26 protein-coding genes and 2 tRNA genes are annotated in these 26,590 nt (G+C 40.0%); 24 read left to right on the top strand and 4 right to left on the bottom strand.

Annotated elements, in window-relative coordinates:
- Nucleotides 1–54 precede the first annotated feature (54 nt).
- A complete protein-coding gene (gene ligA, locus ACP5NR_RS06550) occupies nt 55–2,073 on the top strand; it encodes an NAD-dependent DNA ligase LigA (protein ID WP_428005679.1) in 2,019 nt (672 codons plus the stop codon).
- Here ligA and ACP5NR_RS06545 read toward each other — a convergent pair.
- Nucleotides 2,049–2,453, bottom strand: a complete 405-nt coding sequence (locus ACP5NR_RS06545) for an OsmC family protein (protein WP_428005680.1) — start codon at nt 2,451–2,453, stop codon at nt 2,049–2,051. The genes ligA and ACP5NR_RS06545 overlap by 25 nt on opposite strands.
- Before the next feature lie 630 nt (nt 2,454–3,083).
- Between ACP5NR_RS06545 and ACP5NR_RS06540 the strand changes: the two genes are divergently transcribed.
- From ACP5NR_RS06540 to ACP5NR_RS06490, 11 genes are all read left to right on the top strand, one after another.
- Nucleotides 3,084–3,803 carry a hypothetical protein gene (locus ACP5NR_RS06540; RefSeq protein WP_428005216.1) on the top strand — a complete coding sequence of 240 codons (720 nt, stop codon included), beginning with the start codon at nt 3,084–3,086 and terminating at the stop codon, nt 3,801–3,803.
- A gap of 57 nt (nt 3,804–3,860) precedes the next feature.
- Complete coding sequence (locus tag ACP5NR_RS06535) at nt 3,861–4,484, top strand: hypothetical protein (RefSeq protein WP_428005217.1); 624 nt, start codon at nt 3,861–3,863, stop codon at nt 4,482–4,484.
- Between the two features lie 94 nt (nt 4,485–4,578).
- On the top strand, nt 4,579–6,204 hold the full coding sequence (locus tag ACP5NR_RS06530) for a hypothetical protein (protein WP_428005218.1): 1,626 nt from the start codon (nt 4,579–4,581) through the stop codon (nt 6,202–6,204).
- Nucleotides 6,201–7,331 (top strand): type II secretion system protein GspD, encoded by a 1,131-nt coding sequence (locus tag ACP5NR_RS06525; RefSeq protein WP_428005219.1) that lies wholly within the window; start codon nt 6,201–6,203, stop codon nt 7,329–7,331. Before ACP5NR_RS06530 ends, ACP5NR_RS06525 begins: the two co-directional genes overlap by 4 nt.
- A 1-nt stretch (nt 7,332) precedes the next feature.
- Nucleotides 7,333–8,718, top strand: coding sequence for a hypothetical protein (locus tag ACP5NR_RS06520; protein WP_428005220.1), 1,386 nt, complete (start codon nt 7,333–7,335; stop codon nt 8,716–8,718).
- Nucleotides 8,719–9,101: 383 nt separating this feature from the next.
- Complete coding sequence (locus ACP5NR_RS06515) at nt 9,102–9,575, top strand: ferritin-like domain-containing protein (RefSeq protein ID WP_428005221.1); 474 nt, start codon at nt 9,102–9,104, stop codon at nt 9,573–9,575.
- Complete coding sequence (locus ACP5NR_RS06510; protein ID WP_428005222.1) at nt 9,572–10,330, top strand: ABC transporter ATP-binding protein; 759 nt, start codon at nt 9,572–9,574, stop codon at nt 10,328–10,330. The genes ACP5NR_RS06515 and ACP5NR_RS06510 overlap by 4 nt, the downstream gene beginning before the upstream one ends.
- Nucleotides 10,327–11,928, top strand: a complete 1,602-nt coding sequence (locus ACP5NR_RS06505) for a putative ABC transporter permease subunit (RefSeq protein WP_428006147.1) — start codon at nt 10,327–10,329, stop codon at nt 11,926–11,928. Before ACP5NR_RS06510 ends, ACP5NR_RS06505 begins: the two co-directional genes overlap by 4 nt.
- A 13-nt stretch (nt 11,929–11,941) precedes the next feature.
- The gene (rpiB, locus tag ACP5NR_RS06500) at nt 11,942–12,379 is read left to right on the top strand and encodes a ribose 5-phosphate isomerase B (protein ID WP_428005224.1); all 438 of its coding nucleotides are present in this window, start codon (nt 11,942–11,944) and stop codon (nt 12,377–12,379) included.
- Nucleotides 12,376–13,206 (top strand): HAD family hydrolase, encoded by an 831-nt coding sequence (locus ACP5NR_RS06495; protein WP_428005225.1) that lies wholly within the window; start codon nt 12,376–12,378, stop codon nt 13,204–13,206. The genes rpiB and ACP5NR_RS06495 overlap by 4 nt, the downstream gene beginning before the upstream one ends.
- A gap of 58 nt (nt 13,207–13,264) precedes the next feature.
- On the top strand, nt 13,265–14,692 hold the full coding sequence (locus ACP5NR_RS06490; protein ID WP_428005226.1) for a Do family serine endopeptidase: 1,428 nt from the start codon (nt 13,265–13,267) through the stop codon (nt 14,690–14,692).
- 88 nt (nt 14,693–14,780) lie between these two features.
- On the opposite strand, the gene rd is transcribed toward ACP5NR_RS06490, so the two are convergent.
- The 3 genes from rd to ACP5NR_RS06475 are packed head-to-tail and all read right to left on the bottom strand — an operon-like array spanning nt 14,781 to nt 15,843.
- Nucleotides 14,781–14,954, bottom strand: a complete 174-nt coding sequence (gene rd / locus ACP5NR_RS06485) for a rubredoxin (protein ID WP_428005227.1) — start codon at nt 14,952–14,954, stop codon at nt 14,781–14,783.
- A 5-nt stretch (nt 14,955–14,959) separates the two neighbouring features.
- On the bottom strand, nt 14,960–15,400 hold the full coding sequence (locus tag ACP5NR_RS06480) for a hypothetical protein (RefSeq protein ID WP_428005228.1): 441 nt from the start codon (nt 15,398–15,400) through the stop codon (nt 14,960–14,962).
- Nucleotides 15,397–15,843, bottom strand: a complete 447-nt coding sequence (locus ACP5NR_RS06475) for an RrF2 family transcriptional regulator (protein WP_428005229.1) — start codon at nt 15,841–15,843, stop codon at nt 15,397–15,399. The genes ACP5NR_RS06480 and ACP5NR_RS06475 overlap by 4 nt, the downstream gene beginning before the upstream one ends.
- Nucleotides 15,844–16,043: 200 nt before the next feature.
- Between ACP5NR_RS06475 and rpsB the strand changes: the two genes are divergently transcribed.
- From rpsB to ACP5NR_RS06415, 12 genes are all read left to right on the top strand, one after another.
- The gene (gene rpsB / locus ACP5NR_RS06470) at nt 16,044–16,844 is read left to right on the top strand and encodes a 30S ribosomal protein S2 (protein WP_428005239.1); all 801 of its coding nucleotides are present in this window, start codon (nt 16,044–16,046) and stop codon (nt 16,842–16,844) included.
- Between the two features lie 10 nt (nt 16,845–16,854).
- Nucleotides 16,855–16,930: transfer RNA gene (locus tag ACP5NR_RS06465), tRNA-Arg, on the top strand.
- Between the two features lie 15 nt (nt 16,931–16,945).
- Nucleotides 16,946–17,032 (top strand) — tRNA-Ser (locus ACP5NR_RS06460).
- Between the two features lie 89 nt (nt 17,033–17,121).
- Nucleotides 17,122–17,541 carry a Fur family transcriptional regulator gene (locus ACP5NR_RS06455; protein WP_428005230.1) on the top strand — a complete coding sequence of 140 codons (420 nt, stop codon included), beginning with the start codon at nt 17,122–17,124 and terminating at the stop codon, nt 17,539–17,541.
- A 5-nt stretch (nt 17,542–17,546) separates the two neighbouring features.
- Nucleotides 17,547–18,452 (top strand): hypothetical protein, encoded by a 906-nt coding sequence (locus ACP5NR_RS06450; protein ID WP_428005231.1) that lies wholly within the window; start codon nt 17,547–17,549, stop codon nt 18,450–18,452.
- A 314-nt stretch (nt 18,453–18,766) separates the two neighbouring features.
- The gene (locus ACP5NR_RS06445; protein ID WP_428005232.1) at nt 18,767–19,429 is read left to right on the top strand and encodes a YggS family pyridoxal phosphate-dependent enzyme; all 663 of its coding nucleotides are present in this window, start codon (nt 18,767–18,769) and stop codon (nt 19,427–19,429) included.
- A gap of 4 nt (nt 19,430–19,433) precedes the next feature.
- On the top strand, nt 19,434–19,910 hold the full coding sequence (locus ACP5NR_RS06440; RefSeq protein WP_428005233.1) for a metallophosphoesterase: 477 nt from the start codon (nt 19,434–19,436) through the stop codon (nt 19,908–19,910).
- On the top strand, nt 19,907–21,622 hold the full coding sequence (locus ACP5NR_RS06435) for an ABC transporter ATP-binding protein (protein WP_428005234.1): 1,716 nt from the start codon (nt 19,907–19,909) through the stop codon (nt 21,620–21,622). Before ACP5NR_RS06440 ends, ACP5NR_RS06435 begins: the two co-directional genes overlap by 4 nt.
- A gap of 94 nt (nt 21,623–21,716) precedes the next feature.
- Nucleotides 21,717–23,057 carry a chromosomal replication initiator protein DnaA gene (gene dnaA, locus ACP5NR_RS06430; protein ID WP_428005235.1) on the top strand — a complete coding sequence of 447 codons (1,341 nt, stop codon included), beginning with the start codon at nt 21,717–21,719 and terminating at the stop codon, nt 23,055–23,057.
- Nucleotides 23,058–23,075: 18 nt separating this feature from the next.
- On the top strand, nt 23,076–25,022 hold the full coding sequence (locus tag ACP5NR_RS06425; RefSeq protein WP_428005236.1) for an ABC transporter ATP-binding protein: 1,947 nt from the start codon (nt 23,076–23,078) through the stop codon (nt 25,020–25,022).
- Nucleotides 24,964–25,905, top strand: a complete 942-nt coding sequence (gene trmB / locus ACP5NR_RS06420; RefSeq protein WP_428005237.1) for a tRNA (guanosine(46)-N7)-methyltransferase TrmB — start codon at nt 24,964–24,966, stop codon at nt 25,903–25,905. The genes ACP5NR_RS06425 and trmB overlap by 59 nt, the downstream gene beginning before the upstream one ends.
- The gene (locus tag ACP5NR_RS06415; protein ID WP_428006146.1) at nt 25,906–26,484 is read left to right on the top strand and encodes a histidine phosphatase family protein; all 579 of its coding nucleotides are present in this window, start codon (nt 25,906–25,908) and stop codon (nt 26,482–26,484) included.
- Nucleotides 26,485–26,590: the final 106 nt, after the last annotated feature.

Genomic DNA, 26,590 nt, shown 5'->3' with positions numbered 1-26,590 from the left:
AGATTGGTGATCGGACATTAGAGAGTAGAGATCAAAAACATCAGGGAGGAAAAGATGGACGAAATTCCAGAAGAAATAAAGATGCGTGTCGAAAAACTTCGAAAGGAAATAGAATATCATAATTACAGATACTACACACTCAACGATCCTGTTATAACAGATTACGAGTACGATATGCTCGCTAAAGAACTTGTGGATCTTGAAACTAAATATCCTGCCCTTAAAAGCCAAAATTCTCCGACACAAAGAATAGGTGCGAAAATCCTTGATGGCTTTTCATCTGTAAGACATCCATCTTTGATGTACAGCCTCGACAACATTTACTCTTTTGATGAATTAAAAGAATTCGATGAGAGAATAAAAAAACTTGCCGAACGAGATGAAATGGAATACGTTTGCGAAATGAAAATAGATGGCCTTTCGATAAGACTTAAATATGAAAAAGGTGAACTCGTGCTTGCCGCAACCCGTGGAGACGGTGAGGTTGGAGAAAATGTTACTGACAACGCAAGAACGGTCAGAACTATACCTTTGATACTCAATGAACCGATAGATGTTGAGGTACGAGGGGAAATATACATGTCTTTCACTGAATTTAAAAAACTTAACCTTATAAGGCAACATCAGGAACTGCCGCTTTTTGCAAATCCACGTAATGCGGCCGCAGGCACTTTAAGACAACTCGACACATCGGAGGTCGCCAGAAGACATCTTGATTCTTTCATATATACCCTTGAAAGCCCTCGAAAATACGGAATCAAAACACAATGGGATGCACTTCAATTCATGAGAAAAATTGGATTCAAAGTTAACGGCGAATCAAAAATCGCCAAAAATCTGGACGATGTAAAAACATACCTTGAATGGTGCGAAAAGAGAAGAGAAGAATTGGATTATCCCATTGATGGTGCTGTCCTAAAAGTAAATGACTTTGATCTTCAGGAAAATCTCGGCTTTACCGCCAAGGCTCCACGCTGGGCCATAGCGTACAAATTCCAGGCCGAACAGGTTAGAACGAAAATACTCAAAGTCACAGTTCAGGTTGGAAGAACAGGCACACTCACACCTGTCGCCGAATTAGAACCTGTGCGTCTTGCCGGAACGACGGTAAAACGTGCGTCTTTACACAATTTCGACTACGTCAAAGAAAGAGACATAAGGATAGGCGATATAGTTATAATAGAAAAAGCCGGTGAAATAATACCGCAGGTTGTTAAATCCATCGTTGAAGAGCGTAAAGGCGATGAAAAACAGATAAATCCTCCCACCTCATGTCCAATATGTGGTGGACCTGTTGGCAAAATCGAACCTCAAGATGTTGCGCTAAGATGTTTAAACCCTTATTGCCCTGCCAAATTAGAAGCATGGATCGAAAATTTTGCCTCCCGGAAGGCTATGGATATTCATGGACTTGGAACCAAATTGATAAAAAAGCTCATAGAAAGCGGTAAAGTTAAAGACCCTGCCGACATTTACGATTTGAACAAAGAATTCATCTCAAAATTGGAAAACATGGGTGAGAAATCGGCTCAAAATCTCATGGATGAGATAGAAAAGTCAAAAAATCTGCCTTTTTCCAGACTCATAACCGCAATCGGCATTCCGATGGTAGGAGAAACGACCGCGAGACTGCTTGAGAAACGTTACCACAATATCGAAGAACTTCAAAACGCAAAAAAAGAAGAACTCATAAAAATAAACGGAGTGGGAGAAAAGGTTGCGAATTCAGTCGTTCAATTCTTTTCGCTCGACAGAACGAAAGAAATGATCGAAAAACTCAAATCTCATAGAGTCGGAACAGGAATCGTATATCCAATCAGATCGCCTTCTGTGCTTTCCGGAAAACGTTTTGTTATAACGGGAACACTTTCAAAACCCCGTGAAGAAATAAAACAGCACCTCCTTGATCTTGGAGGTGATGTTGGAGAAAATGTTTCATCAAAAACAGATTATCTTATCGCTGGAGAAAATCCTGGTTCCAAACTTGATAAAGCAAGAAAACTTGGCGTTAAAATCATTGACGAAAAACAATTGGAAGATATCATTTCTCAACTTTCAAAGACAAGTTCATAAGTAATTTCGGCGGATTTTCTAAGCATCGCCGAGGCACTGCAATATTTTGTCTGAGATAAATTGACGGCTTTTTCGGCATTTTCTTTCGGTACATTTCCGATAAAGATGTACTTCAAATGGATAGACGTGTAAATTTTTGGATGTTCCTTCGCGCTGGTGTAATCAATTTCTATTTTAAAATCTTTCGGCGGTGTCTTCATCTTCTCAAGAATTGAAATTACATCCATTGCAGTGCATCCTCCAAGCGCTGCCAACAACACCTCCATAGGTCTTGCCGCCGTATCTTCTCCACCGACATTTGGAGAAGAATCCATCACGACTTCATGATTTGACTCGGTATGTGCTGTGAATTTCATCTTTTTATTCCAGTTTAAAGTCAGCATTTTAAAACCTCCTGTGATTTTCTTTATTATAGTAAGGATAAGGTGTTCTGTCAAGCAATGTTATTGTGTTACCAATCTCCTGCGGCATCATGCTCTCCGCATCCGTCCGTCATTCCAGTCGAAGAACTGGAATCGCCTTTTGCCTTTAGCTGCTTACTCGTTACCGATCACGCGTCACTATTTTTTTCTCTAATCTCCAATCCCTAATGTCTCTTTCTTGCCATATGCTATTGGCCATGCGCCTTTTTGTGCATCGGCTCCAGCATTCGCCCCTCGGTGTCTGGTCCTCGCTGCGCTGCGGAGGTCACCTTGCGGCATCATGCTCTCCGCCTGCTGTCATTCCAGTCGAAGAACTGGAATCGCCTTTTGCCTTTGGCTGCTTACTCGTTACCGATCACGCGTCACTATTTTTTTCTCTAATCTCCAATCCCTAATGCCTCTTTCTTGCCACCCGCTACGAGCCACGTGCTGTTTTGCTGATTACCGATCACGCGTCACTGTTTTGTTTTTGCCGTAGGCTATTGGCCATGTGCTGCTTTGGCACGCATCTTGCTAAGTACAGTTGAGAAGTCTTTTTGGTGGCCACCGAAAGATAGATCAAATAGAAAGGATAAGGGGTGATAGGAAATGAAAAAAGTTATACTGTTGAGTATGCTTGCGCTGCTCGTCATTGGAGTGATAGGAATTGCGCAAACGTCTGTTCCGGTTTTTCAGTGGACAGTTCCAACCGAAGGAGCAGGTTCATGGGTACAGGTTACCAACACCGTATTCGCATCTGCAACGGGTGCAAATACCTGGTCGACCGGCGGCCTTTCAACATCAGTTCAAGTCCCCAACATTGGTTACTTCATGGTACTTCCAGCAACTCCGACATGGTTCAAACTTCCAAGGATAAACTGGACGCTTAACGTCAGCCAGTGGATATACATAAGTGTTCAATACCTTAATTACGTTATACACGTCGATGTGCCGGGAGATTTCACCGTTGACAGTTTTACAATTCATGTGATGACAAACGGTGGAGTTTACGCCTACTTCCAGACGGGTGGAAATCTCAGCGGTGGACCTACTGGGGCTGGATCTATTCCAACATGGCTTGGATACAAAGTTGACGATTCAACTGCACCAGGAGTTGGACTTCCGTCAAATGGCACAAACAACAGTTTCTGGTATGATATGGCGTATATAAATGCAAATTACGGATCGGCAACACAAAAGATAACGCTTTATGGTCCTAACTATTGGGAACATACATTCTACGGATGGCTTGGCTTCAGGGTAAATTACCAACAGCCAAAAGGCCTATATTCGACATATCTTGATATATTCATTCAATCCGATCCATAACATCTGAATCTCTTTCGAGGCCCCTTCGGGGGCCTCTTTGAAAAGGGGATGGGGGATATGAGAAAAGAGATTTTGACGATTTTAATCCTTACAATTTTGACGTCCGTTGTTATTTCTCAAAGTCTGTCGATATACAGGCGCACAAACAACGCATGGGTCGAAGAGACAAATTCAAACATAGCATACGCTCAAGGTTCTAATCCATGGAATACAAATGGATATATAACCTTGGATAATTCATATACTTTGCCAAAAATATATCTAAGCACCGAAATAAGCCAGTGGATCTTCGTCTCGATTCAATATCTTAACTATTACATCCACGTCAACATGCCGGGGGATTACACAACGGGATTGACCGTGCAAGTTGAAACTAATGGCGGAGTTTACACGTATTTTCGCACCGGTGGGTGGTTAGGCGGAATCGTTCCGGCATGGATTGGATACAAAATAGACGATCCATCGGCCCCATCTTACGGACTTCCAGCAAACAATTCGAACAACAACTTCTGGTATGACATGAAATGGATAAACGACAATATCGGTAATCAATCTCAGAAAATAACGGTCTCGCAAGGATCACATATCTTTTACGGATGGCTTGGTTTTCGCGTTGACAAAGCGACTCCAAAGGGTGAGTATGTGACCTATCTTGACATTTACATACAGTCGGATCCATGAAATGACAGAGAAAAGAATTGACAATTGAAAATGAAAAATTGAAAATGACGAATGGCAAATAGAGTTTTAAAGAAACGAAAGGGGTGAGAGAAGGATGAAAAAGTTATCGATATTTGCAATCTTAATCTGCATTGCGATAAGCGCTTTTTCTGTTACCTACAATCTTGGTTTAAGTCCGCTTAAGACAGAAGTCGAGATGTACCCCGGAGACATTCAAACCTTTGAATTAAACCTTGTCAACGGCACGCTTGCAGATGTGAATTATCAACTTGAGATCGGTACATTCACGCTTGACAAAAATGGTGCCTACATATATCTTACGAAAGATTCTACTTACACTTTCTCCTGTGCAAACTGGATAAAATTTCCAAACAACGAAATCAATCTTAACGTTCGCGCATTGCAAACGTCCAAAATTCAGATTAGCATCGAAGTCCCGCGATCTGTGAGGTATGGCGGTGATTATTACGCCATGGTGTGGGCAAATTTCATACCAAAGGAGAACACACCCACATCTTCAAATGCAACGGGTACCGGAATTTCGATAGAAAGGCGCTTTAGGTTCGGAAGCATAGTCCACGTTACGGTCAAAGGAAGGCCTGCGAATTCAAAATTGGCACTTGAGGGGATAGAAATAGTGAATTTAGACGCAATTGCAACTTCAACGCAAAGAGGCCTGAGAATAAGTGCAATCGTCAAAAATTCAGGCGATACCTCATTTAGGCCGACGGGCGATTATCTTATCGTCTCTTCCAACAACAAAGTCTGGGGCAGAGGAGATCTCACGATGGATCACACCGATCTTGTCATGCCTCAAATAGAAAGAGAGATGTACGCGCTTTACGATAGGTCTTTGCCGGCCGGTGAGTACACGGTCAAGATAAATTTAAAATCGGGAGAAAGATTCTTAAGCCACAAAGAGGAGACTTTTTCGATGATAGAGTCTACATCTGCATCTAAACCTTTAGATGTCAATGTCTTGCTTTCTCCTTCTGAAATAACGGGCGATGTTAAGGCCGGAACAAATCAAATGGGAAAGTTTGAACTTTCAAACAGAGAATTTTCGACGATATCCGCCACAGTTGACACAGTTACGCTTTCAATGGACGAAAATGGCTACTGGATTTTTGGATCTCAAGTCGATGACGTTAAATTGTATCCCGATAACTTTACCCTAAGAGAGGACCAAAAAAGAGTCATTCCGTTCTCGTACAAGGTACCGCAGGATGCTACGGGTCTTTACGCATTTGCGTTAAGGATAAAAACATCGGTTGAAAATTCTTCGAACCTTTCTACCTTTTATATTCCCGTTATGATGAGAATAACGGGAACGACACGATACAACTTTGAAATAACGAATGTAGAGAAGATAATGCCTTCAACGCCAACGGATAAGGCGTTTTTGAGGGTGTGGATAAAAAATACCGGAAATACCTTTACGAATTTCAACATAATCTACGACATAGTAGATCCGCAGATGAATTATCTTACCCTTCAGGCACAGTATCTTTCGGAATCGGGATTTTCGATCTTCCCATCTGTCGAAAGATATGTGGATATTCCGATAGGAAATTACAAAATAGTCAAAACCGGCGAATACCATGTTCCGATGATGATCACGTACAAAGGTGACAAGAATTCAAATCAACAGATAAAGACCGAGATCACATTTGAGATAACGCAGGATGATCTTGTCAGGATGGGAAGTGTTCAATCATGAAAAAGATCATCATTTTGTCTATTTTTTTGATAATCGCAATTTCCGTTTTTGGAAAACTGGTAAGTGAATCCTTTTTCGAAATGGATCTCAGACAGGCGCTAAGCCAGATCTCTTACGATACGGGTGAGACCATAATAGCGGATGATTCCGTTGGAGGATACGTGACTATTGATCTAAAAAACGTAACCATCGATCAGGCACTCGACCTTTTGCTTTTGGCCGGCGGATATTCGTGGACAAAGATAAACGGAGTCTACTTTGTCTCTTTGGCAACACCGTCGAGCGATAAATTCATGTACTTTTCAACGACCACAAAGTACAAAAGCGTAAATTACAAAGCATCCGATATAGTATCTCTGCTTCCTGTCTATATGAGAAAGTACGTCAACACATCGGGCGATCCTTATGTCCTGACGGTAACCGCCCCAAATGACATGTCAGATAAGATAATTTCTTTGATAAAGACTTTAGATATTCCGAAAAGGGAAGTGGAACTTGAGATAACCGTCGTCGAAACGGACGAGAATACATTTAGAAAATGGGAAAGAAACTGGGGATACAACTCAACATCAACGGGTACGGCAAGTTACTTTTCGATATCCAACGAATGGTTCACTGCAAACATTTTAACGCCTCTCGGACTTTTCTCGGGCAGTTTCAATCTAAACAAATCAAGTGAGGATCTCAAACTGCTCTCTCAATCAAATGTAAGGGCTATTAACGGAGTGCAGTCCAAGATCTTTTCCAAAACGATAAGATCTTACCAGTACGTGCTTAACGGGAATACTTATTACAAAGAGATCCCGATAGGAATCGAGACGACGATAACACCGACCATAATGGGCGACAAAGTTGTGCTTGATGTTTTGGAAGCGCTTTATTCATCTGAAGATGTAGGTCAGGATATTCCCGCCGCCGTTCAGCAGGGCATTCAAACGTCCATAGCAATTCCCGTCGGAGGGAGAATATCCGTTGCGGCGATGAGTTTTACATCTATTTCATCCGTTGAATCGAAGATACCCGTGCTTGGAGACATACCGATAATCGGAAAACTTTTTACCCAGTTGGATTACAAAGATGTCCTCAAGCGTGTGATCCTCTTTGTCGCGGTAAGGGCAGGTGAGTAAGATGAAAAGATTGTTATGGTTAGCGATAATTCTCATCTCGACGGTTGCCTTTGGAATTGATTTCTCCTTTTCGGGTGCCGATCTAAGAAACGCGATAAATGACATAGCGAGAACTTACAACACTCAGGTCATACTTGCGGATGATGTGACAGGCACGGTCGATATGACCTTTCAGTCTTCAAACTTTGAAGATGCCTTGCAAAAAGTGCTCATGTCCACCAATTACGCCTTTGCAAAGGTCGGAAATGTATATCTTGTGGGAAGCATGAATTCACCAGACAAGATTCGTTCAACGATTTACAAACCATCCATGGTCTTTTTGAAATACGTTAGCGCCAAAGTCGCTTACGACCTTTTGGGAGTACTTTCGAAATACGTACTTTACTCGCCCAATTCGAATATTTTACTCATAGATGCCGATGATCAGACAAAGAATGAGATAGCAAATATGATTTCTCAGATAGATGTTCCGAATGAAAACAGATTTTTCTATTACGAAATCCATGAGATGAATTCCGATGAGTATCAAAGATTCAGACAGATAGAGCAGATAAACAAGTCGGGAATTTTAACATTTTCCGGCGCTTCCTTTGAGATTTTCAGAGAGATAATGAAGATAAATGGTAAGAACGATATATTCGGCAACATCACAATTCAGGCAATCGGAGAAGGGACGGTGAATTTGGCAGATCCGAAATTTGCGATGAACGTCAAATCAAAACAAAATACGGTAAACGTCTCTTTGATAACTGGCGTTAATGTAATTCAGGTTTCTTTAGGCGATCAAAAAAGCCGTGCGGTGGCAAGTGCCCAGAGTGGAGGAAAGAATTTCCTTGTTTTCATGGGCTTTGCCGACAACATAAGATCGGATTTTGCCTTTGAAAGTCAAAAAGCGCAAAACAAACTTGGGCTGGATCTCTTTTACGATCAGACGAGTTCCAAAATACTCGGAAGCATAAGTTATGGATCGACAGAACTGTCGATAATCGGAGAGGCTTACACCTACCAGACTTTGCAAGCGACGACGGGAATTTTTGTGGGAATGGAGGGTAATCTGATAGATCAGATGTACGGCAAGGTAATTTTAGGCCTTGAAAATCTGATTCCAATGGTGAAATTCGGAATCAAAGATACAACCTCGATTGGATTTTTAATGCTAAGAGGAGAACTTTGGGACGAAATGACTTTGAGCAGAATAAATCCCGTTAAGATCTCTGCTGGCGTGGGAATGGATCTTTGGAACATAGAGGTGTTCGGTGGGATAAGGGGGGAATTGCAAACTGCCGGACCTTACATAGAGATAGGCCTGAACTACGAATGGATTCAGGCAAAACTTTTGTGGGCAAACGGTTATACCTTTGGAGGAGGTATAACCCTAAGTTGGTGAGAAGTTCGTCTTTCTCTACCCCCACTGTGGCCGTGAAAGCGGCCACTTTTTTTGATTTGCAAAAGCAGTTGATAGGATGTACAATATATTTGGTAACAAGTAAACAGCACATGGCCAATAGCCTATGGCAAAAAAAAACAGTGACGAGTGATCGGTAAAACAGCACATGGCTCGTAGCGGGTGGCATGTAGAAAAAAAGTAATGCGTAATCGGTAACGAGTGACGCGTTGAAAAAGACAGACGGAGGCGGAGAGCATGACGCCGCGAGGTGGCCTCCGCTGCAACGCGAGGACCAGACACCGAAGGGCGAATGCGAGAGCCGACGAACAAAAGCGGCATATGGAAAGCAAATTTTTGACATATCTGACAAAGGAGGATTAAAAATGAATGACAAGTATGCTCCAAATGAAATTCTTGAAATGGCCATCAAAATAGAAAGGGATGGTGAGAAATTTTACGGATATCTTGCGAAAAATCTTGAAAATCCCGGAAAGAAAGAACTTTTTTCTTATTTGCAATCTCAAGAAGCACAACACGCGAAAGATTTTGAGAGGATATCAAAAGATATAGTTGATGATGTAGATCCGCAATTATGGTCGGATGCCAAGCCTTACCTTGAAAGTATAGTCAACGGTGTGATTTTTCCATCATACAATGAAATGGTATCAAAGTCGAAGTACATGAACATCAACGATATAGCGGATTTTGCTCTTTCCATAGAAAAAGAAACGATTATTTTCTACAATGAAATACTCGATGTTTCTAAAACCGAAAAGGTAAGGGATATTCTTAGAAAGATAATACATGAAGAACTCGGTCATGTTAAAAAACTTTTGGAGATAAAAGGAGAAGCATGAGTGAACTTGTAAGAGTTTCAAATCTGAGAAAGGATTTTGGGAAAATAACGGCCGTTAAATCGATAAGTTTTAAGATAAACGCAGGAGAAATTTATGGCTTTTTGGGTCCGAATGGAGCCGGCAAAACCACCACTATGAGAATGATCACGGGCGTTTTGGTCCCAACTTCCGGGAAGGTAGAGATATGCGATCTCGATCTTGAAACACATCCGATAAAGGTAAAATCTCAGATAGGCGTGGTACCTGACGAGCCGAAACTGTACGAGAACATGACAGGCCAGGAATTTCTCGAATTCGTGGGATCCATCTTTTCGATGGAAAAAGTTGAAATGATGCACATGATCTCTGAACTGTGCGATGCTTTTGAGATAAATTTTTTAGAAAAGTTCATAGGAGATTATTCACATGGAATGAAGCAGAAACTTGTACTTACCTCGGTGCTCATGAGAAAACCAAGGGTCATATTTTTGGATGAGGCGACAGTTGGACTTGATGCCAAAAGTGCCAAAATACTCAAGATGTTGCTGAGAAAATACGCAGACGAAGGATCTGCCATTTTCATGACGACTCATGTGCTCGAAATTGCAGAAAAGATGTGTGACAGGATCGGCATAATAAACGCCGGAAATATCATAGCCGAAGGGACTCTTACGGAATTAAGAAGTGAATCCGGAAAGCAATCTCTCGAAGATATCTTTTTAAATCTCACAGGATCTAATGAAGAGGATGTTAAGGAGATAATAGAGAATCTATGAATCAACTCGGTCTTCTTCTCAAATACAAGTTGAAGATGTGGTCAAATATCCCAAAAAGGCGCGGAAGACGCGGAATGCCTCTCTTTGCTTACGTGTTGATCCTTGCGGGAGTTTTTGCGGCAATAGGGATTCCAGCCTATTTTCTGTTTGTCGAAACTTTTAAAACTTACTCAACGATCGTCTTTGGTGGCGTAAGCCTGGCCGATCTTTTTGTCGAAATATCGATGATAGGCATTTTGGTACTCGTGTTGGTGACCGATACGCCTGCCGTCGCACTTAACGTCTTTATGAGCGATGATGTTGATTTTTTGCTTTCTTTGCCAATTTCGCAATCGACAATTTTTTCTTCAAAAGCAATAGAAACGATGATTCAGGGTGGATTTCCCGCCCTTTTTGTCATACCTGTTTTAGCGGCATACGCCAATTCCGTGAATATGCCATGGTATGAGATCATCTTCATGTTTGTGATGTACATATTTTACTTTCTAATTTTAACGGCGATATCTTCTTTAATAGCACTCGGCATTTCCAAATTTGCTTCGAAATCAGGTACACAAAGATTTATGATTTTAACATCTTTGATCGTTTACGTTTTCGTGATAATTCTCATGAGCATGGTTGGATCTTTGAATTCAAATGCCGGAAACGTTGAAATGGCATTTTCAAATTACATCAACACGGTCAACGCCCCATATCTCCCCTCGACATGGTTTCTGAATGCTTTGAAGATGCAATGGAGTGGCATTTTACTTGTGATTGGTACGAGTATAGCCTTGAGCGCTATTGCCTATCTTGTAGCCTCAAACGGCATACTCACGGGATTTTCAAAGATGACAAGTGCCAGCAAGCGCACCATTCACAGGAAAAAATACAGGATAAGAAGGCCGGTTATCGCTTTTATCTCAAAAGACGAGAAACTCATGAGAAGAGAACCTTCCATTCTTTTTTTACTCATATATCCTGCCATTTTTCCTTTGATTTTAGTTGGAGTAGGTGCTTTGGGTAAAGGAACAAATGCCACGACTCGCGATATCATGATACCTGTTGTATCTGTTTTTTTATCATCCATGTACACGGTAATCGCAACAGCAAGCCTTGTTTCGATAGAGATAAAGGTTGGCGATTTCGTCAACACACTTCCTATTGGTAAAAGAACACCGCTTTGGAGCAAAGCCTTTGTCATAACTTCTGCCTTTGCAATCGTCATGATCGTGACATTTTCTATTTTATCGGCGATATTCGGTAATGTGCTCTTTCCGATTGTAACGGTGTTATTTTCTATACCCATCCTCCTGACACTTTCTTTTTTTGGAGTGTATGCCACGATCAAATGGCCAAATTCAATAGGGGGCATAAGACGTCCGCTTAACACCACCGGTACGTTAGTCAGCATGGGAATGGGCTTTTTAGGGGCAACTTTTGCCGATTTGGAAGGTATTTACATTGGGCAGAATCAAATTTTATCTTTTTTAAATCCTGTCTTGGGATTTTTTGTGTTCTTCGCAGCGCCGGTTTTGGCCGAAATCGTCATGGCCATTGTGACTTTCAAATTGCTCTCGAAGATTGACTGGACTAAACCTTACGATCTTGGAAATTGAAAGGATGATTAGAGTGAAAATATCTCTTGGAAGCGATCATGCAGGTTTCGAATTGAAGGAACATGTGAAAAAATATCTTGAATCGAAGGGTATAGAATTTGTGGATGAAGGCACATATTCAACCGAATCGGTCGATTACCCTGTTTTTGCAAAAAAAGTCGTAGATGACTTGAAAAACAAAAAAGCAGATTATGGCATATTGATATGCGGTACAGGCCTCGGAATGTCCATAACCGCAAATAAATTCGAAGGTATCTACGCTGCGCTGTGCCTGTACCCTACGATGGCAAAATACGCGAGGATGCACAACAACGCGAACGTACTTGTCATGGCTGGAAGACTTATGGGACCCACTTTGGCCGATGAGACCATCGATACATTTTTTTCAACGAACTTTGAAGGTGGCCGTCATGAAAGAAGGCTGAATGAGATAAAGGATTTTGAAAAATGATAAAATTCGTCGGCATCGATCTTGATGGTACTTTGCTTGATTCTGATAAGAAAATATCCGAAGAGAATTTGAAAGCACTCGAAAAACTCGAAAAATCCGGAATTCATGTGACGATCTTCACAGGCAGATCTTTTGTGGCCTCTGAAGAGTACTTTGGAGCCATATCATCGGATATACCGGGTGTCTTCCAAAACGGCGCATTTATTTCGACCATAAAAACACACCGAACGATAAAAAAGGTAACACTTTCTTACGCTTGTGCTTCAAAGATAGTGTACTTTGCCAAAAAATACGATCTCTTTTCCGTACTGTTTACACATTTTACCGAAACCCCTGACATGGTTTATGAAGAGGAGATACCATCGCCGTCAAGTTACAAATCTTATTTCGAAAGAAATGCCTACAGAATGATCAAAGTTCCGAACATCTTTGCATGCATAGGCGAAGAGATCGGCGAAGTTGCGGTCGTCGGAGATTTCAACAAAATAAAGACGATCGAAAAAGAAATGGACTGTTCGGAATTCACGATGGTGCTAAGCACGCTTTTTCCAGATAACGAAGGCTTTGTTGAATTTTTTGGCCCCGGTTGCGGTAAGGAAAAAGCACTTGACTTTCTTCTAAAGAAATTCGGCATGTCCCGTGAAGAATCTGCATTTATAGGCGATAATTACAACGATCTTGAGGCTTTGAAAATTGTGGGGCACCCAATCGTTATGGGCAACGATTACACACCCGTTGAATTGATAAATGTCGCAAAGTACATAACATCTTCAAATGATGAAGATGGTGTTGCGAAAGCGATAAAAGAATACATACTTTCAATTTGAACATGTCAGTTCCTTCTGAGTCTAAAAATTGAAAAAAGATTTCAGGAGGTGCTTATCTGTGAAAAGGTTTAAAGTTCTAATCGTGATGATGATGGTACTTGCCATGGTAGGAGTTTTTGCTTTTGCAACTGACACCACGGCACTTTCGAGTCCTGCAACGGCTCCGTATGGATACCTCAATCCAAACATCGAAAGTCCGGTCATAACGGTTGCTAAGGCCGTTTCTCCTGCAGTTGTAAGAATTGTTGCGACCCAGACGATCGCAACGTCAAATCCGCTTGATCCATTCTTCAGACAATTTTTTGGAGTTACACCACCACCTTCTCAACAACAGCAAATAGCCGATCTTGGATCGGGCATAATATTCAATTCTGAAGGATATGTTGTGACAAATTATCATGTTGTCGGAAATGCACAAACGGTTGAAGTTACACTTTTGAGCGGCAAAACTTACACCGGAAAAGTTATCGGCGGAGATCCGACGAATGATCTTGCGGTTGTTAAGATCGAAGCGCCTGCCGGCACATCTTTCCCCACAGCAGTGCTTGGAAATTCGAATGACCTGGAAGTCGGGGAATACGTTGTGGCGATAGGAAATCCCTTTGGACTTGATTACACGGTTACATCTGGAATAGTAAGTGCTATAAACAGGAAGGTGCCAAAACCCAATGCTTCAGGTACCGGCTATACCGGATATTATTACAACATGATACAAACAGACGCACCTATAAACCCGGGCAACAGTGGCGGTCCTCTTGTTGATATCCACGGAAGAGTTATAGGCATAAACACGGCCATAATATCATCTTCTCAAGGTCAGGGCATAGGTTTTGCGATACCGATAGATACGGTCAAAACACTTATTAACCGTCTTATTCAGGGCAAAGGCCCAGGTTATCTCGGAATTCAGATCACCGATCTAACCCCTGCTCTTGCGCAAAATCTTGGAATAAAAATAGACTCAGGTGCTCTTGTCGTTAGCGTTTATCCTGATTCCGGAGCGGCACAGGCCGGTCTGAAGATAAAAGATGTCATAGTCGAAGCCAATGGAATTAAGATAACCGGAGCAGATAAACTTGTAAGCGTTATAAGTGAATATGCCCCAGGTGATACCGTGAGTCTAAAAGTTTACAGAAACGGTCAATACATGACCTTTAACGTCAAACTTTCATCCGAAACCGTTTTCCAGAACACCAACGTGTACAACGCTAACGGTTTTACAGTTGCCAACATAACGAGTACTTACGTAAATCAGTATTCTATACCGTCAAACGTAACAGGCGTTGTTGTCACTTCAGTTACACCTAACAGCAACGCAAACATGGCAGGCCTTGAAGTCGGAGATGTAATAACATCATTGAATAACCAACAAATAACATCGGTTCAAGACTTTCAGAAAGTTTACGAATCAATTCCTTCTGGAGGAACACTTACGATGGTTGTTTATTCTCAAGGAATGGAAATGCTGACGATATTTAGCAAGTGATCTTCCAATCCCTCCCAAAAAACAACTCCACTTTAAGTGGAGTTGTTTTAATTTTAAAGCCCCCACTTCTATAAGTGGTGGGGGTATGTCATTCTATTGGATCAAAAGCATCCTTCGGCGCGCCACAATCTGGACATACCCAATCGTCTGGCAATTTTGAAAATGGAGTTCCTGCTTTAACGCCGTTATCCGGATCTCCTTTTTCGGGATCGTAAACGTAACCGCACACCGTACAAACGTACTTTTTTGCGTCTTCCGCCATTTAAATCATCTCCTCATGCTAATTTTAACGCACAGATCTTCTAAATTTTCAAAGCCCACCCTGTATAAGGCAAGTACATCTATTAAAGTGTTTTGTTCATCGATGACAGTAACGGGATCAAAATCAAGTCCACCGACTATATAAAAATGGAAGTCCGAAATGGCTAAATCCATGCTCTCGGCCTTTGAAACTATGGCACGCGCAACTTCGTACTTGTAAGGGCCTATTTCAGGTAAAGATTGAAAAACCTTATCCAAAAATCTTCTTTCAAAAGAAAGGATTCTTTTTTTTATGGCTTCTTCATCCAAGTTGAAAATACGATGGTAATTTGAAAAGATGTACGGTGCATTTTTAACATATTCAAAATAAAAGGCAGGCCACTCTGATTTTTCTTTTTCAAGAATCAAGAAAAAGTCCTGGCTTTTGTCTATCAAAAGATCTTTCATGACTTTACTTGGGCGGCGTATTTGCTTTCCATATCGACGAGATCCTGAAAGGTATATTTAGATAGGGCTTTGTTCATCGCGACGTAAGCGTCATTCCAGACATATTTTATCATGCAATAATCAAAAATATCGCACTTTTTAGAATTTTCTTTTACAAGACAATTCAACCTTTTGACAGGATTTTCCATCAACGTCGTTATGTCAGATATTTTTATTTCAGAAGGACTCTTTGCAAGGGCATAACCACCGTTTTTTCCTCGTATAGTGATTACGATTCCGCCTCTTTTAAGTTGGAAAAGCAATTTTTCCATGTAATCAAGGGGAACATCCTGTTTTGAAACTATTTCTTTAAGCGTTAACTTTTCAACGCCACGATTCCATGCACGGGACAATTCGTACACGGCACGCGTGGCATAAGAACTTTTTGTTGAAAGATCGAGCATTCAATCACCTCGTCTTATTATAACATAAATAGTCCACAATAGATGAAGTCATAGACAAACTAAGTACAATGTGATATAATTTGACGTAAAACGCACACAGCCCGATCTTTTGAAAGGTGCCTTTTTTAAGGTCTTCAAAAGAAATGACGGTTGTGGAGGTTAAAACCATTCGGAGGTGTATTGTGGCAGAAAGAATCAAAATGAAACAATTGTTGGAGGCCGGCGTGCATTTCGGTCATCAAACAAAACGATGGAATCCCAAGATGAGACCTTATGTTTATGCCGCGAGAAAAGGCATATACATAATCGATCTCCAAAAAACTTCAAATCTCCTTGACAGGGCTTACGATTTTGTCGTCGATCTTGGGAAGCAGAACAAGACTCTACTTTTCGTTTGCACAAAGCATCAAGGTGCTCAAACGATAGAAGAAGAGGCCAAGAGATGCGGAGCCTTTTACATAAGTAAAAGGTGGATAGGCGGTCTTTTGACAAACTTTTCAACTATAACCGGAAGAATAAAAAGGCTTCAGGAACTTGAGGAAATGGAAAAAGCAGGAGATATTGACAAACTACCCGTAAAAGAATCAAATTCAACTCGTAAAGAACTTGAACGTCTCAGAAAATATTTCGATGGAATTAAAGACATGAAAAAAATCCCAGATGCGCTTTACGTGGTTGATCCCAAGAGAGAATATAACGCCGTCGAAGAAGCACACATACTCAACATACCAATAGTGAGCATTGCAGATACAAATTGCGATCCGGACGACGTTGATTACATAATTCCAGGAAACGATGATGCGATTCGTGCAATTAAATTGATAACTTCAAGAATAGCTGACGCGTACCTCGAAGGCAAAGAAGGACGCAGTCCGATTGAAGAAGAAAGCGCGGAAAGTTCTGAAACAGAAATTGTCAATGAAGAAAATGCAAACGAGGAATTCGAAGAAGAACCAAGCCCAGATATGAGTAACGAAAATGCTGAAGAGATAAATTATTGATAGATCGAGTGTGCCTGTAGCTTAACGGATAGAGCGTTGGACTCCGGATCCAAAGGCTGCGGGTTCAATTCCCGCCAGGCACACCATCTTGAATTAATTTTGGAGGCGTGCCCGAATGGCTAAGGGGCCGGTCTCGAAAACCGGTGGTGCTCCGCACCTTCTGGGTTCGAATCCCAGCGCCTCCGCCATAATTCCGTGAAAAAACGGAATTTTTTTGTTTTATTGGGAAAGATATGCTATAATCTTATAGAAAATTATTTTCTATAAGAGGTGTGACATGAAAGACGAAATGGTTGGAATGGTAAGTGAAAAACTCCATCAAAAAGGAATGCGCATGACAGAACCGAGGAAAGAGGCACTTGAGTTTTTCATTCTCGAACATCATCTTCGTACTCCCAAAGAACTCTTTGATGACATTTCAAAAAAAGGTGTCAAAGTGGGACTTACAACTATTTATAGAATGGTGAACTTTCTTATGGAAATGAATCTTGCCAGAAGTTATTCGATAGAAGGAGAATTAAGATACATTTTTTGTCCTCCTTATCACCATCATCATCTTATATGTCTCAAATGTCTCAAAGTAGAAGATGTATTTGATTGTCCTGTTAAAAACGTCAAAATAGAAGGTTTTAAAGTACAAAGTCATCAACTTGATTTTTTTGGAATTTGTGAAGATTGTCAAAAATTGAAAGGGTGAAATGAATGATAAATTTGTGGTCTCCATCGGCAGGAATGTCTGTTGGAATGGTTATATTAACTTCTTATCTCCTGGGAATAGTTCATGGAATAACTCCTGATGAACACACCTGGCCGATAACTTTTAGTTATGCCGTTGGAAGTTACTCTGCAAAAAAAGGTCTTATAGTCGGTTTGATTTTCTCGTTGAGTTTTACAGTCCAGCGTGCTTTGATGAGCGAGGTCTCTTATTTTGCACTTTCAAAGGTATTTGATCTGCCATATTTCAATTACATAATATACGTAATAGTTGGGACTGCCATGGCACTCGGCGGTATGTATGTTTTCAAGTTTAAAAATGCATTTCACATACATTTTGGAAAGATAGACAGATCTCACCATGCAGCGGCGCTTAAGGGTGAATATCCAGACGTTCAAGCGCCAACACCAAAAATGGCGATAATTCATGGATTCATAGCCGGTTTTGGCTTTGGAGCATTTGCACTCATAATCTACACAGTCCTCGCTCCTTCAATGCCAAACATGTATCTCGGATGGGTACCCGGCTTCTTCTTCGGTATTGGAACGACAACTGTTCAGGCATTTGCCGGATTATCTTTCGGTGCTTTAACCAAACACTTAAAACTTTCACCGCAAATGGCATCAAAATTATCAAGTTTAACGGCCGGAAGAACTTTATTATGGGGAGGTATCACTTTTGTTGCAGCCGGAATATTTGGATTACTTTTCCCATCAATAGCAGATTTTCAAATACTCACACCGCTTCATATTCACAACTTACATAGCCTTGGCATAGAGTTTGTACTTGTCATAATGGTCGTTTTGGTCATCGGAGTGGGAAGTTTGGTATGGGAAGTTAGAAAGGCTACAAAGATCGAAAGAAAACCAGAAGAAACAAAAATTTCCAGTTAAAAAAGGCGCTTTCGCGCCTTCTTAAAACCTTATTCCGTAAACCGTGGCCTTGATCAAAGTTTCAACTCTTACCTTTTCGGCCATTTTTTTGTTTTCTTCTTTATTTAATATCTTTTCCATATCTTTCACTTTCATATTCAGACCTCTCCTTTCAATCATTAAAATTATACAATTCCACTCTTTAGAAGGGGTTTTAAGATGGATCAATTATTGATCGTCTAATTTTATCTTTTAATTAAGTCTTATCAAAAGATAACATAAGAAGAAACATAGTTAAGAAATGATTTTTGATATAATAAAAAAGGTGATCTTTTATGTCTATAAGCGAAAATGTGAAAAAAATTCTTTCCGATCTGCCCCATGGTGTCGATCTTGAGGTAGCCGCTAAGTCCAGAAATTATGATGAAATTGAAGAAAGCATTTTGGCCGGCGCAAAGATAATCGGCGAAAATTACGTTCAAGAGGCTGAAAAAGTCATTCCCTTAATCAAAGAAAAAGTAGAATGGCATTTTATAGGTAGCGTTCAGGAAAATAAAATAAATAAGATGATCCGTCTTTTCGATATGATAGAGACAATAGGATCTGTCGAAATTGCAAAGATTCTGAACAAAAAATGCGAATCTACCGGTAAGGTCATGAAGATTCTCATTGAGGTTAACAGCGGATTGGAACCACAAAAGGCCGGTGTGATGCCGGAAATGGTTGAAGATGCCGTAAAAGAAATCTCTAAACTTCAAAATTTGAAGATATATGGACTTATGACGATGGGGCCTGCATTAGAGGCTGAAAATTTGAGGCCTTATTTTAAACTCACCAAAGCACTTTTCGATCACATCAAAAGTTTGAATTTTGAAAATGTCAAAATGGACGTACTTTCAATGGGTATGTCAGATTCTTATTTGGTTGCGATAGAGGAAGGCGCAAATCTTGTCAGAATAGGCACTAAGATATTCGGTCCAAGAAATTACTCAAGGTGAATCTATGTGGATGGTGATCTCTGATTCTCATGACAACATGGAAAAGATAAACAAAGCGATGGAAATTGCAAAAGATCATGACGTTTCGATGATCTTCCATATGGGAGATTTTGTCTCTCCTTTTGCCATCCTATCTTTTTTGAAAGAGGAAATGAAATTTATCGGTGTTTTTGGAAACAACGACGGTGATCGTCTTTTGCTTCAAAAACGTGCAAATGGAAAAATCATGAGATCGCCACATTGGTTAGATGTGGAGGGAAAGCATATGTATTTGATGCATGAACCTCAAGCCCTTTATTCCGGCATAAAATCTCAACTTTACGATTTTATATTCTTTGGACATACTCACAGGCTTACAATAAAGCAATACGGTAAAACACTTGTCATAAATCCCGGGGAAAGTTGCGGTTACCTGACCGGCAAGGCAACATGCGTGCTTTTAGATCCTAAGACTTCCGAGACAAGAGTGATTGAATTGTGATAAGAACTTTTTTGGAAAAAAGATGGAAATATTATATTTTAGGAATAATTTTTCTTGCTTCCATAGATTACCTTCAAATACTTGTTCCAAAGTATATAGGGGAAGTTGTCAATATCGTCATAAAACCCCCTGTGAATCTTGGAATTGTCATGAATTTCGTTGTTCTCATAATCATAATAGCGGCAGGTGTTGTCGTTGGAAGGTTTATATGGAGGATGCTTATCGTCGGAAGTGCAAGAAAGTTTCAGGCTTACGCTCAGCAAACGCTTTTTGACAAATTTTTGAGATCTCCGATATCTTTTCTTGACGAACATAGCGTGGGCAATCTTATGGCTTATTACACAAACGATGTTCAGGCGGTAAGTCAGATGTTAAGTCAGGGCGTTATAATGACAGTCGATGCGATAGCCATGACGATTTTTGTCTTCGCCGGCATGCTTATGGTGGTTGATTACAGGCTTGTTTTGATTTCACTTATACCGTTACCTTTTGTCGCCATCTCCTCGTGGTACTTTGGGGGAAAGATCCACACGAGGTTCAAAAAGGTGCAAAATGATTTTTCTTTCATAAGTGAAAAGGCTCAAGAAAGTTTTTCAAATGTCAAGACCATAAAATCTTACGGAGTTGAAGATAAATTCAACGCTCTTTTCAAGCAATCGTGTGATCAATTCGCCAATGACAATTTTTTACTTCTTAGAATATCCGCAGTTTATGGTCCTTTGATAAGTTTTTTGGCGGCTCTAACAACGGCAATAGCCATCTTCTTAGGCGGTCAAATGGTCATAAGCGGCACGGTTAATCTTGGTGATTTTGTGGCTTTCATAAGTTATCTTGGAATGTTGACATGGCCATTTGTGGCAATAGGGCAGGTCATAAACGTGTTACAGATGGGCAGGGCTTCTCAAGAAAGAATAGAATCGCTGATGGAAACTCCGGACAGAAAAGAAGAAGGCCTTGAATTTCCCGGTAAATTTGAAACTCTTGAGATAAAGCATCTCAACTTTTCTTACAACGGTGAGAATATTTTAAAAGGAGTAGATCTTAAGATAAAAGCCGGTCAGAAGATCGCCGTAATAGGTAAAATAGGGTCCGGTAAAACAATGCTTGTCAAACTTATGACAAAATTATATTCCATCGAGGATGGTCAGATTTTCTACAACGGTGTTGACATAAACCGCATAAACGGAAAATCTTTAAGGGAAAATGTACTTTTAATACCTCAAGAATCCTTCCTTTTCAGCACCAAAATCTCAAAAAATGTAGCCTTTGGACTTGAACAGTTTTCAGAAGACGATGTGGAGGATGCTTCAAAGGTTGCTCATTTTCATGAAGAAGTTGTTAAGTTCGATGACAAGTACGACACGCTTGTCGGAGAAAGAGGTGTGACGCTTTCTGGAGGTCAAAGGCAACGCCTGAGTTTATCAAGAGGCATTTTTAAGAATGCGCAGGTTATAATTTTGGACGACGTTTTGTCGGCTGTGGATTCACAGACAGCAACTCTGATACTCGAAGACATAGGTAAAACTTTGAAGGATATGACCACTATTGTGATAACACACAACATAGCGTCCGTCAAAAACAGCGATGTGATTTTTGTCATGGATGAAGGGAAAATTATTGAATCCGGAACACACGATGAACTTATGAAGTTGAACGGTCTTTACCGCAGACTTTTCATGATTCAGCAGATAGAAAGAGAAATAGGACATTGAACACAATTTTTACAAAAAATTTTTGAACACATCACCTTTTTTCTGTTATTATAGTGTATGGCTTTCAAATCTTATCTCGAATAGGGGTTATTCTGTGGAACTTAAAGACAAACTTATAGAGACTTTAAAATCGAAAATTGCCAGAAAGATATGGGAGATGTGGTTTAGCACTTTCAAGGTTGAGTCCGCAACGGACGATCTTGTGGTTTTTTCCGTTGGAAATCTTTTCATAAAGGATTGGATAAATCAAAGGTATGCCAAACAATTCGTTGAAACGATACGGGAAGTGAGCGGAAAAGATATTCCTTACCAGATAAAGGACGAAATCGTTCAGGAAAGCGAACCGAGACAAAATGTACCGCTTGTCAGGAAAAGGCCTGTACTTTTAAGCGAATTTAACAAAGAATACACCTTCGAGAGTTTTGTCGTCGGCCCTTTTAACGAGGAAGGATATGACGGAGCGATAGAGATTGCCAAAAATCCTGGAAAGATGAATCCTTTTTTCCTTTACGGCGGTGTCGGACTTGGAAAAACACATCTTTTGAATGCCATTGCGAATTACGTACTCGAAAATTCACCGGATCTCCATGTGATGTACATGACGGCAGAAAAATTCATGAACGATCTCATAGTTGCGATAAAAAACGGCTCAACGATTGAATTTCGAAAAAGTATCAGGGAAAAACTTGATATCCTTATGATCGACGATATACAAATTCTTGAAGGGAAAGACGGAATTCAATCGGAACTTTTCCATACGCTCAATCATTTCATAGACAATCAAAGACAGATAGTCTTGTGCAGCGATAGGACGCCAACCCAACTTTCCAAATTTCAGCCGAGACTTGTTTCGAGGTTACAGATGGGTCTCATGGTAAAGGTTGATAATCCGGATGTGCAAACTAAATTTGAGATAGCCAAAACCTTTGCTTCAAAAAACAGAATACCACTTGATGATGAAAGTATAAGAGAAATAGTCGAGGCTTCAGACAACATAAGGACCATAAAAGGAATAATAAATAAAATAGCCTTTAAAAATGTCAAAAGCGCTGTCGATAAATCTAACATTTCAAAGATAGTAAGAGAAGTATCTGGCGTCGAGATAAAAAACTTTCAAGGCAAAAAAGTTATCGAGAAGGAAATATTTTTCAACGCGCTTGCGATGATCTTCGATGTTAGACCGGCCGAAATAGATGCTAAGTTAAGAACGGCGAAACTTTCAAACGCAAGACAGATCGGCATGTTCTTCGCCAGAAAATATCTTGGAAAAACCTTTGCGGAAATAGGAGAATGGTTTGGACGGGATCATTCGTCCGTTGTTTATGCGTGCAAAAAAGTTGAGGAATCAGTCAGAGTTGGAAACGGGATCATCAAAAAAGAGATAATCCAACTTCAAGAGATTCTCAAAATACGTAATGAGGAGTCAGCTATTTGAAAAAGTTAGAGGTAACTCATGCCGCCATCTTATGAACAAGAAGAGTACAAACTTCCATTCCTTGATAGCCTGAAACTTTCCTTCTGGGTCTTCAAGTACATAAAACCTTACTGGAAGATGATGAGCCTTTCAATAGCACTCATGATCATCGTGAGTGTTATGGGATTGTTTCCAACCATACTCACAAGTAATGCTATAAACCTGTATCTTAATCCTTCGAAATACGCCGTATCTGCAAAGCCTTCTTACAATTCAATAGAGATAGACGGAAAATATTTCATCCCGTCTTCAAATGGTGCATATACGGTAAAACATTTAGAAAACGAGTATATCTTTCAAGGAAACGGAAATTCTTACACGATAAGTGCTTCCCAATACAATCAAATAAGATTTTCAGGCATATCGCTTGTGGCATTTGAGATCTTCATGATCTTTCTTGTTTCGTTTGTCTTTTCCTACATTCAAAATTACACGTCTCAAAGTGTTGGCATACGGGCAGTTAACGATGTCAGAAATCAACTTTTCGTTCATCTTATCGATCAACCTATGAAATTTTTTGATTCAAACATAAGCGGAAGACTTGTAACGCGTGTGACTAATGATGTTCAAAATTTGAACAACATGTTCTCGACCATGATTTCATCCATCTTCAAAGATGCCGTTTTGATAGCGGGCATACTTTACGTCTTATTTCTTGTCGATTTTCGACTTTTCCTAATAACAATTCCAATTTTCATAACCGTCGCCATCATAACATCAATTTTCAGAACATATTCAAGAAAAGCGTACAGAGCCGTAAGGGCAAAATTGGCAGCGATAAATGGCTTTTTGGCAGAACACCTTAGCGGAATGGTCGTAACAGTGCTTTTCAACAGAGAAAAAGAAAAATCGGATGAATTTTCAGTCATAAACAACGATTATTACAAAGCAGCCATGAAACAATTGCTGATTTTCGCTTTTTTCAGACCTTTGATAGACTTTTTAAGGTACGTCGGAACAGCCCTTGTTATTTGGTTTGGAGTTCAAGCGATAATCCATGGACAGATGGAAATAGGAACTCTTTACGCTTTCGTGAGTTACATAGGCATGGCATTCACCCCTATAAATGATCTCGCCGAAAATTTTTCAAATATTCAATCTGCGATGGTTTCAATAGAAAGAATAAGGGCTCTGTTCAAATTGCCACAACCTCAAAGACCAATTTCGGATAAGAAGATAAGCAACGGGAAAATAGAGGTTAAAAACCTTTGGTTTGGATATTCCCAAGACACCATGATACTCAAAGATGTCTCCTTTACGGTCGAAAATGGGGGAAAACTCGCCATAGTCGGTCATACCGGTGCAGGAAAATCAACGATTTCTTCAATTCTGACCGGTTTATATCCTTATTCAAAAGGAAGTGCCAAAATTGGCGATGTTGAAGTTAGAGATTGTCCAATCGAAGAATTGAGAAAAAACGTTAACATCGTGATTCAAGAAGTCATGCTTTTTTCCGGGACAGTTTTTGATAACATAAGATTGTTCGATGAAAAGATAACAAAGGAAATGGCAATAGAAGCGATCAAAAAACTCGACATAGAGAAGTTCATCGCTTCTCTTCCAAACGGAATTGATACGGAAGTCAGAGAAGGCGGAAATAACCTTTCAATGGGTCAGAGGCAACTCATATCTATGATAAGAACCTTTGTAAGACAACCAAAAGTTGTTATAATGGATGAGGCAACAAGCAACGTTGATGTCGAAACCGAATCGCTTATTCAAAGGGCAAGCGAGAGATTGACTGAAGGCAGAACGACAATCGTCATCGCACACAGACTTTCGACCGTAAGAAATATAGAAAGAATAATAGTGATAGACGATGGAAAGATCGTCGAAGAAGGAAATCACGAGGAATTGATGAAAAAAGATGGAATATACGCAAAACTTTACCAACTTCAAAGTTTCGAAGAATACAAAGTGTCTTAAGTACATTTCTTTTCCGGAAGACCTTCATCTTCCGTTGAAATTCGATGACAATAAAAAGCGAATCGTTGAAATAGGATTCGGAAATGGTGAGGTCATGACGAGAATGGCCAAATCAAGATCAAACGATATGTTTATCGGGATAGAAAATTCAGAAATATCCTGCGTTAAAGCCGCCAAAAGGGTACTTGATATGGGCTTAAATAACGTGATGATCTTTCAAGGAGACGCGAAATTTCTCGTTCAGGAAGTCTTTGAACCATCTTCAATAGATTTAATGCTTTCGTTTTATCCGATCCCGTGGCCTAAAAATTCTCACGAAAAAAGAAGACTTTTCTCTGAAGAATTTTTAAAAAATGCCCTTAGAACGCTCAAAAAAGATGGCAAATTTTTGATAGTCACGGATGATGAAGATCATGTCGAATGGATCACCGACAATGCTTTAAAAATAGGTGCTATTTTTTCGAAAAGAAACGTAATGCCTTTAAAGACTACGAAATACGGGAGAAAATGGAATGAAATGGGTCGAAAATCATGGTCTATAATCATGGAAAGCCATGAATTCAGTACATCAAGGATGGTGATTGATTGGATGCCCCATGTGCATCTTAAAGATATTTCATTTGAAAAGATCAACGAAATTGCTTCAAAAAAGTTCGTTGAAAATGAATCGATAATCCAATTCAAAGGCGTTTTCAAGGGTGATGAAGGATATCTTTTAAAAACAATTTCAGTTGATGACGGTTTTGTTCAAACATATTACATCATCGTCAAAAAAGAAAAAGATGGATGGCTTGCAAGGCTGGATGAAGGAATAAAAGTTTTCAAAACTCATGCAGTGAAAAAAAGCGTCGAAATAGTTGGCAATTTCATTGCCGGTGGTTGAGTGAAGACTTTTTATCTTACAAGACACGGCCAGACTGATTCAAATCTCAGCGGCATCCTTCAGGGGCAAAGTCTCGACGCTCCTCTAAACGATATGGGAATGAAGCAGGCAAAAAACATTGGAGAATATTTGAAAACCCAAGATCATCTTATAGACAGGATCATCTCAAGCGATCTCATAAGGGCTTACCAAACCGCTCAGATAATAGGAGAAATCCTTGGGGTTGGTGTAGAAACTGACGTTAGGTTAAGAGAGATGAATTATGGCAGTTGGGAAGGAAATTTTCTCGATGAATTGATGAAAACACCGGAAGGTAAAATTTGGAAAGAAAATCCATCAAAATGGCAAATGGAAAATTCAGAAACTGTAAAAGTGGTTCAAGATAGAATGGTTAACGCCGTAAAAGATTACCTTCAAAGATTTGATCATCCTTTGATAGTATCACATGGAATAACCATATCAGCCTTTTTACTTTACGTGAAACATCTTTCTTTGGATGAGATAAAAGAATATGTACCTCAAAACACTGAAATATATATATTTTCTTTCAAAGATGGCGAATTCAAGGAAATAAATTGAGGGGACTTAAGTCCCCTCAATTTTATTACTTAAGATGGATGTTCAAAGCAAGCATTTCGGGAGCAACCTGAATCGATCCTACCATGTAGTACGGATACTGATCGTC

This window comes from Athalassotoga sp., from assembly GCF_049965695.1.
GTDB lineage: Bacteria > Thermotogota > Thermotogae > Mesoaciditogales > Mesoaciditogaceae > Athalassotoga.
The sequence above is the reverse complement of the archived record's forward strand: the minus strand, read 5'-3'. Positions and strand labels throughout refer to the sequence as shown.

Coding starts and splice junctions, on each gene's coding strand:
- ligA (WP_428005679.1), top strand. CDS start 55: ATGGACGAAATTCCAGAAGAAATAAAGATGCGTGTCGAAAAACTTCGA.
- ACP5NR_RS06540 (WP_428005216.1), top strand. CDS start 3,084: ATGAAAAAAGTTATACTGTTGAGTATGCTTGCGCTGCTCGTCATTGGA.
- ACP5NR_RS06535 (WP_428005217.1), top strand. CDS start 3,861: ATGAGAAAAGAGATTTTGACGATTTTAATCCTTACAATTTTGACGTCC.
- ACP5NR_RS06530 (WP_428005218.1), top strand. CDS start 4,579: ATGAAAAAGTTATCGATATTTGCAATCTTAATCTGCATTGCGATAAGC.
- ACP5NR_RS06525 (WP_428005219.1), top strand. CDS start 6,201: ATGAAAAAGATCATCATTTTGTCTATTTTTTTGATAATCGCAATTTCC.
- ACP5NR_RS06520 (WP_428005220.1), top strand. CDS start 7,333: ATGAAAAGATTGTTATGGTTAGCGATAATTCTCATCTCGACGGTTGCC.
- ACP5NR_RS06515 (WP_428005221.1), top strand. CDS start 9,102: ATGAATGACAAGTATGCTCCAAATGAAATTCTTGAAATGGCCATCAAA.
- ACP5NR_RS06510 (WP_428005222.1), top strand. CDS start 9,572: ATGAGTGAACTTGTAAGAGTTTCAAATCTGAGAAAGGATTTTGGGAAA.
- ACP5NR_RS06505 (WP_428006147.1), top strand. CDS start 10,327: ATGAATCAACTCGGTCTTCTTCTCAAATACAAGTTGAAGATGTGGTCA.
- ACP5NR_RS06495 (WP_428005225.1), top strand. CDS start 12,376: ATGATAAAATTCGTCGGCATCGATCTTGATGGTACTTTGCTTGATTCT.
- rd (WP_428005227.1), bottom strand. CDS start 14,954: ATGGCGGAAGACGCAAAAAAGTACGTTTGTACGGTGTGCGGTTACGTT.
- ACP5NR_RS06480 (WP_428005228.1), bottom strand. CDS start 15,400: ATGAAAGATCTTTTGATAGACAAAAGCCAGGACTTTTTCTTGATTCTT.
- ACP5NR_RS06475 (WP_428005229.1), bottom strand. CDS start 15,843: ATGCTCGATCTTTCAACAAAAAGTTCTTATGCCACGCGTGCCGTGTAC.
- rpsB (WP_428005239.1), top strand. CDS start 16,044: ATGAAACAATTGTTGGAGGCCGGCGTGCATTTCGGTCATCAAACAAAA.
- ACP5NR_RS06455 (WP_428005230.1), top strand. CDS start 17,122: ATGAAAGACGAAATGGTTGGAATGGTAAGTGAAAAACTCCATCAAAAA.
- ACP5NR_RS06450 (WP_428005231.1), top strand. CDS start 17,547: ATGATAAATTTGTGGTCTCCATCGGCAGGAATGTCTGTTGGAATGGTT.
- ACP5NR_RS06445 (WP_428005232.1), top strand. CDS start 18,767: ATGTCTATAAGCGAAAATGTGAAAAAAATTCTTTCCGATCTGCCCCAT.
- ACP5NR_RS06440 (WP_428005233.1), top strand. CDS start 19,434: ATGTGGATGGTGATCTCTGATTCTCATGACAACATGGAAAAGATAAAC.
- ACP5NR_RS06425 (WP_428005236.1), top strand. CDS start 23,076: ATGCCGCCATCTTATGAACAAGAAGAGTACAAACTTCCATTCCTTGAT.
- trmB (WP_428005237.1), top strand. CDS start 24,964: ATGGAATATACGCAAAACTTTACCAACTTCAAAGTTTCGAAGAATACA.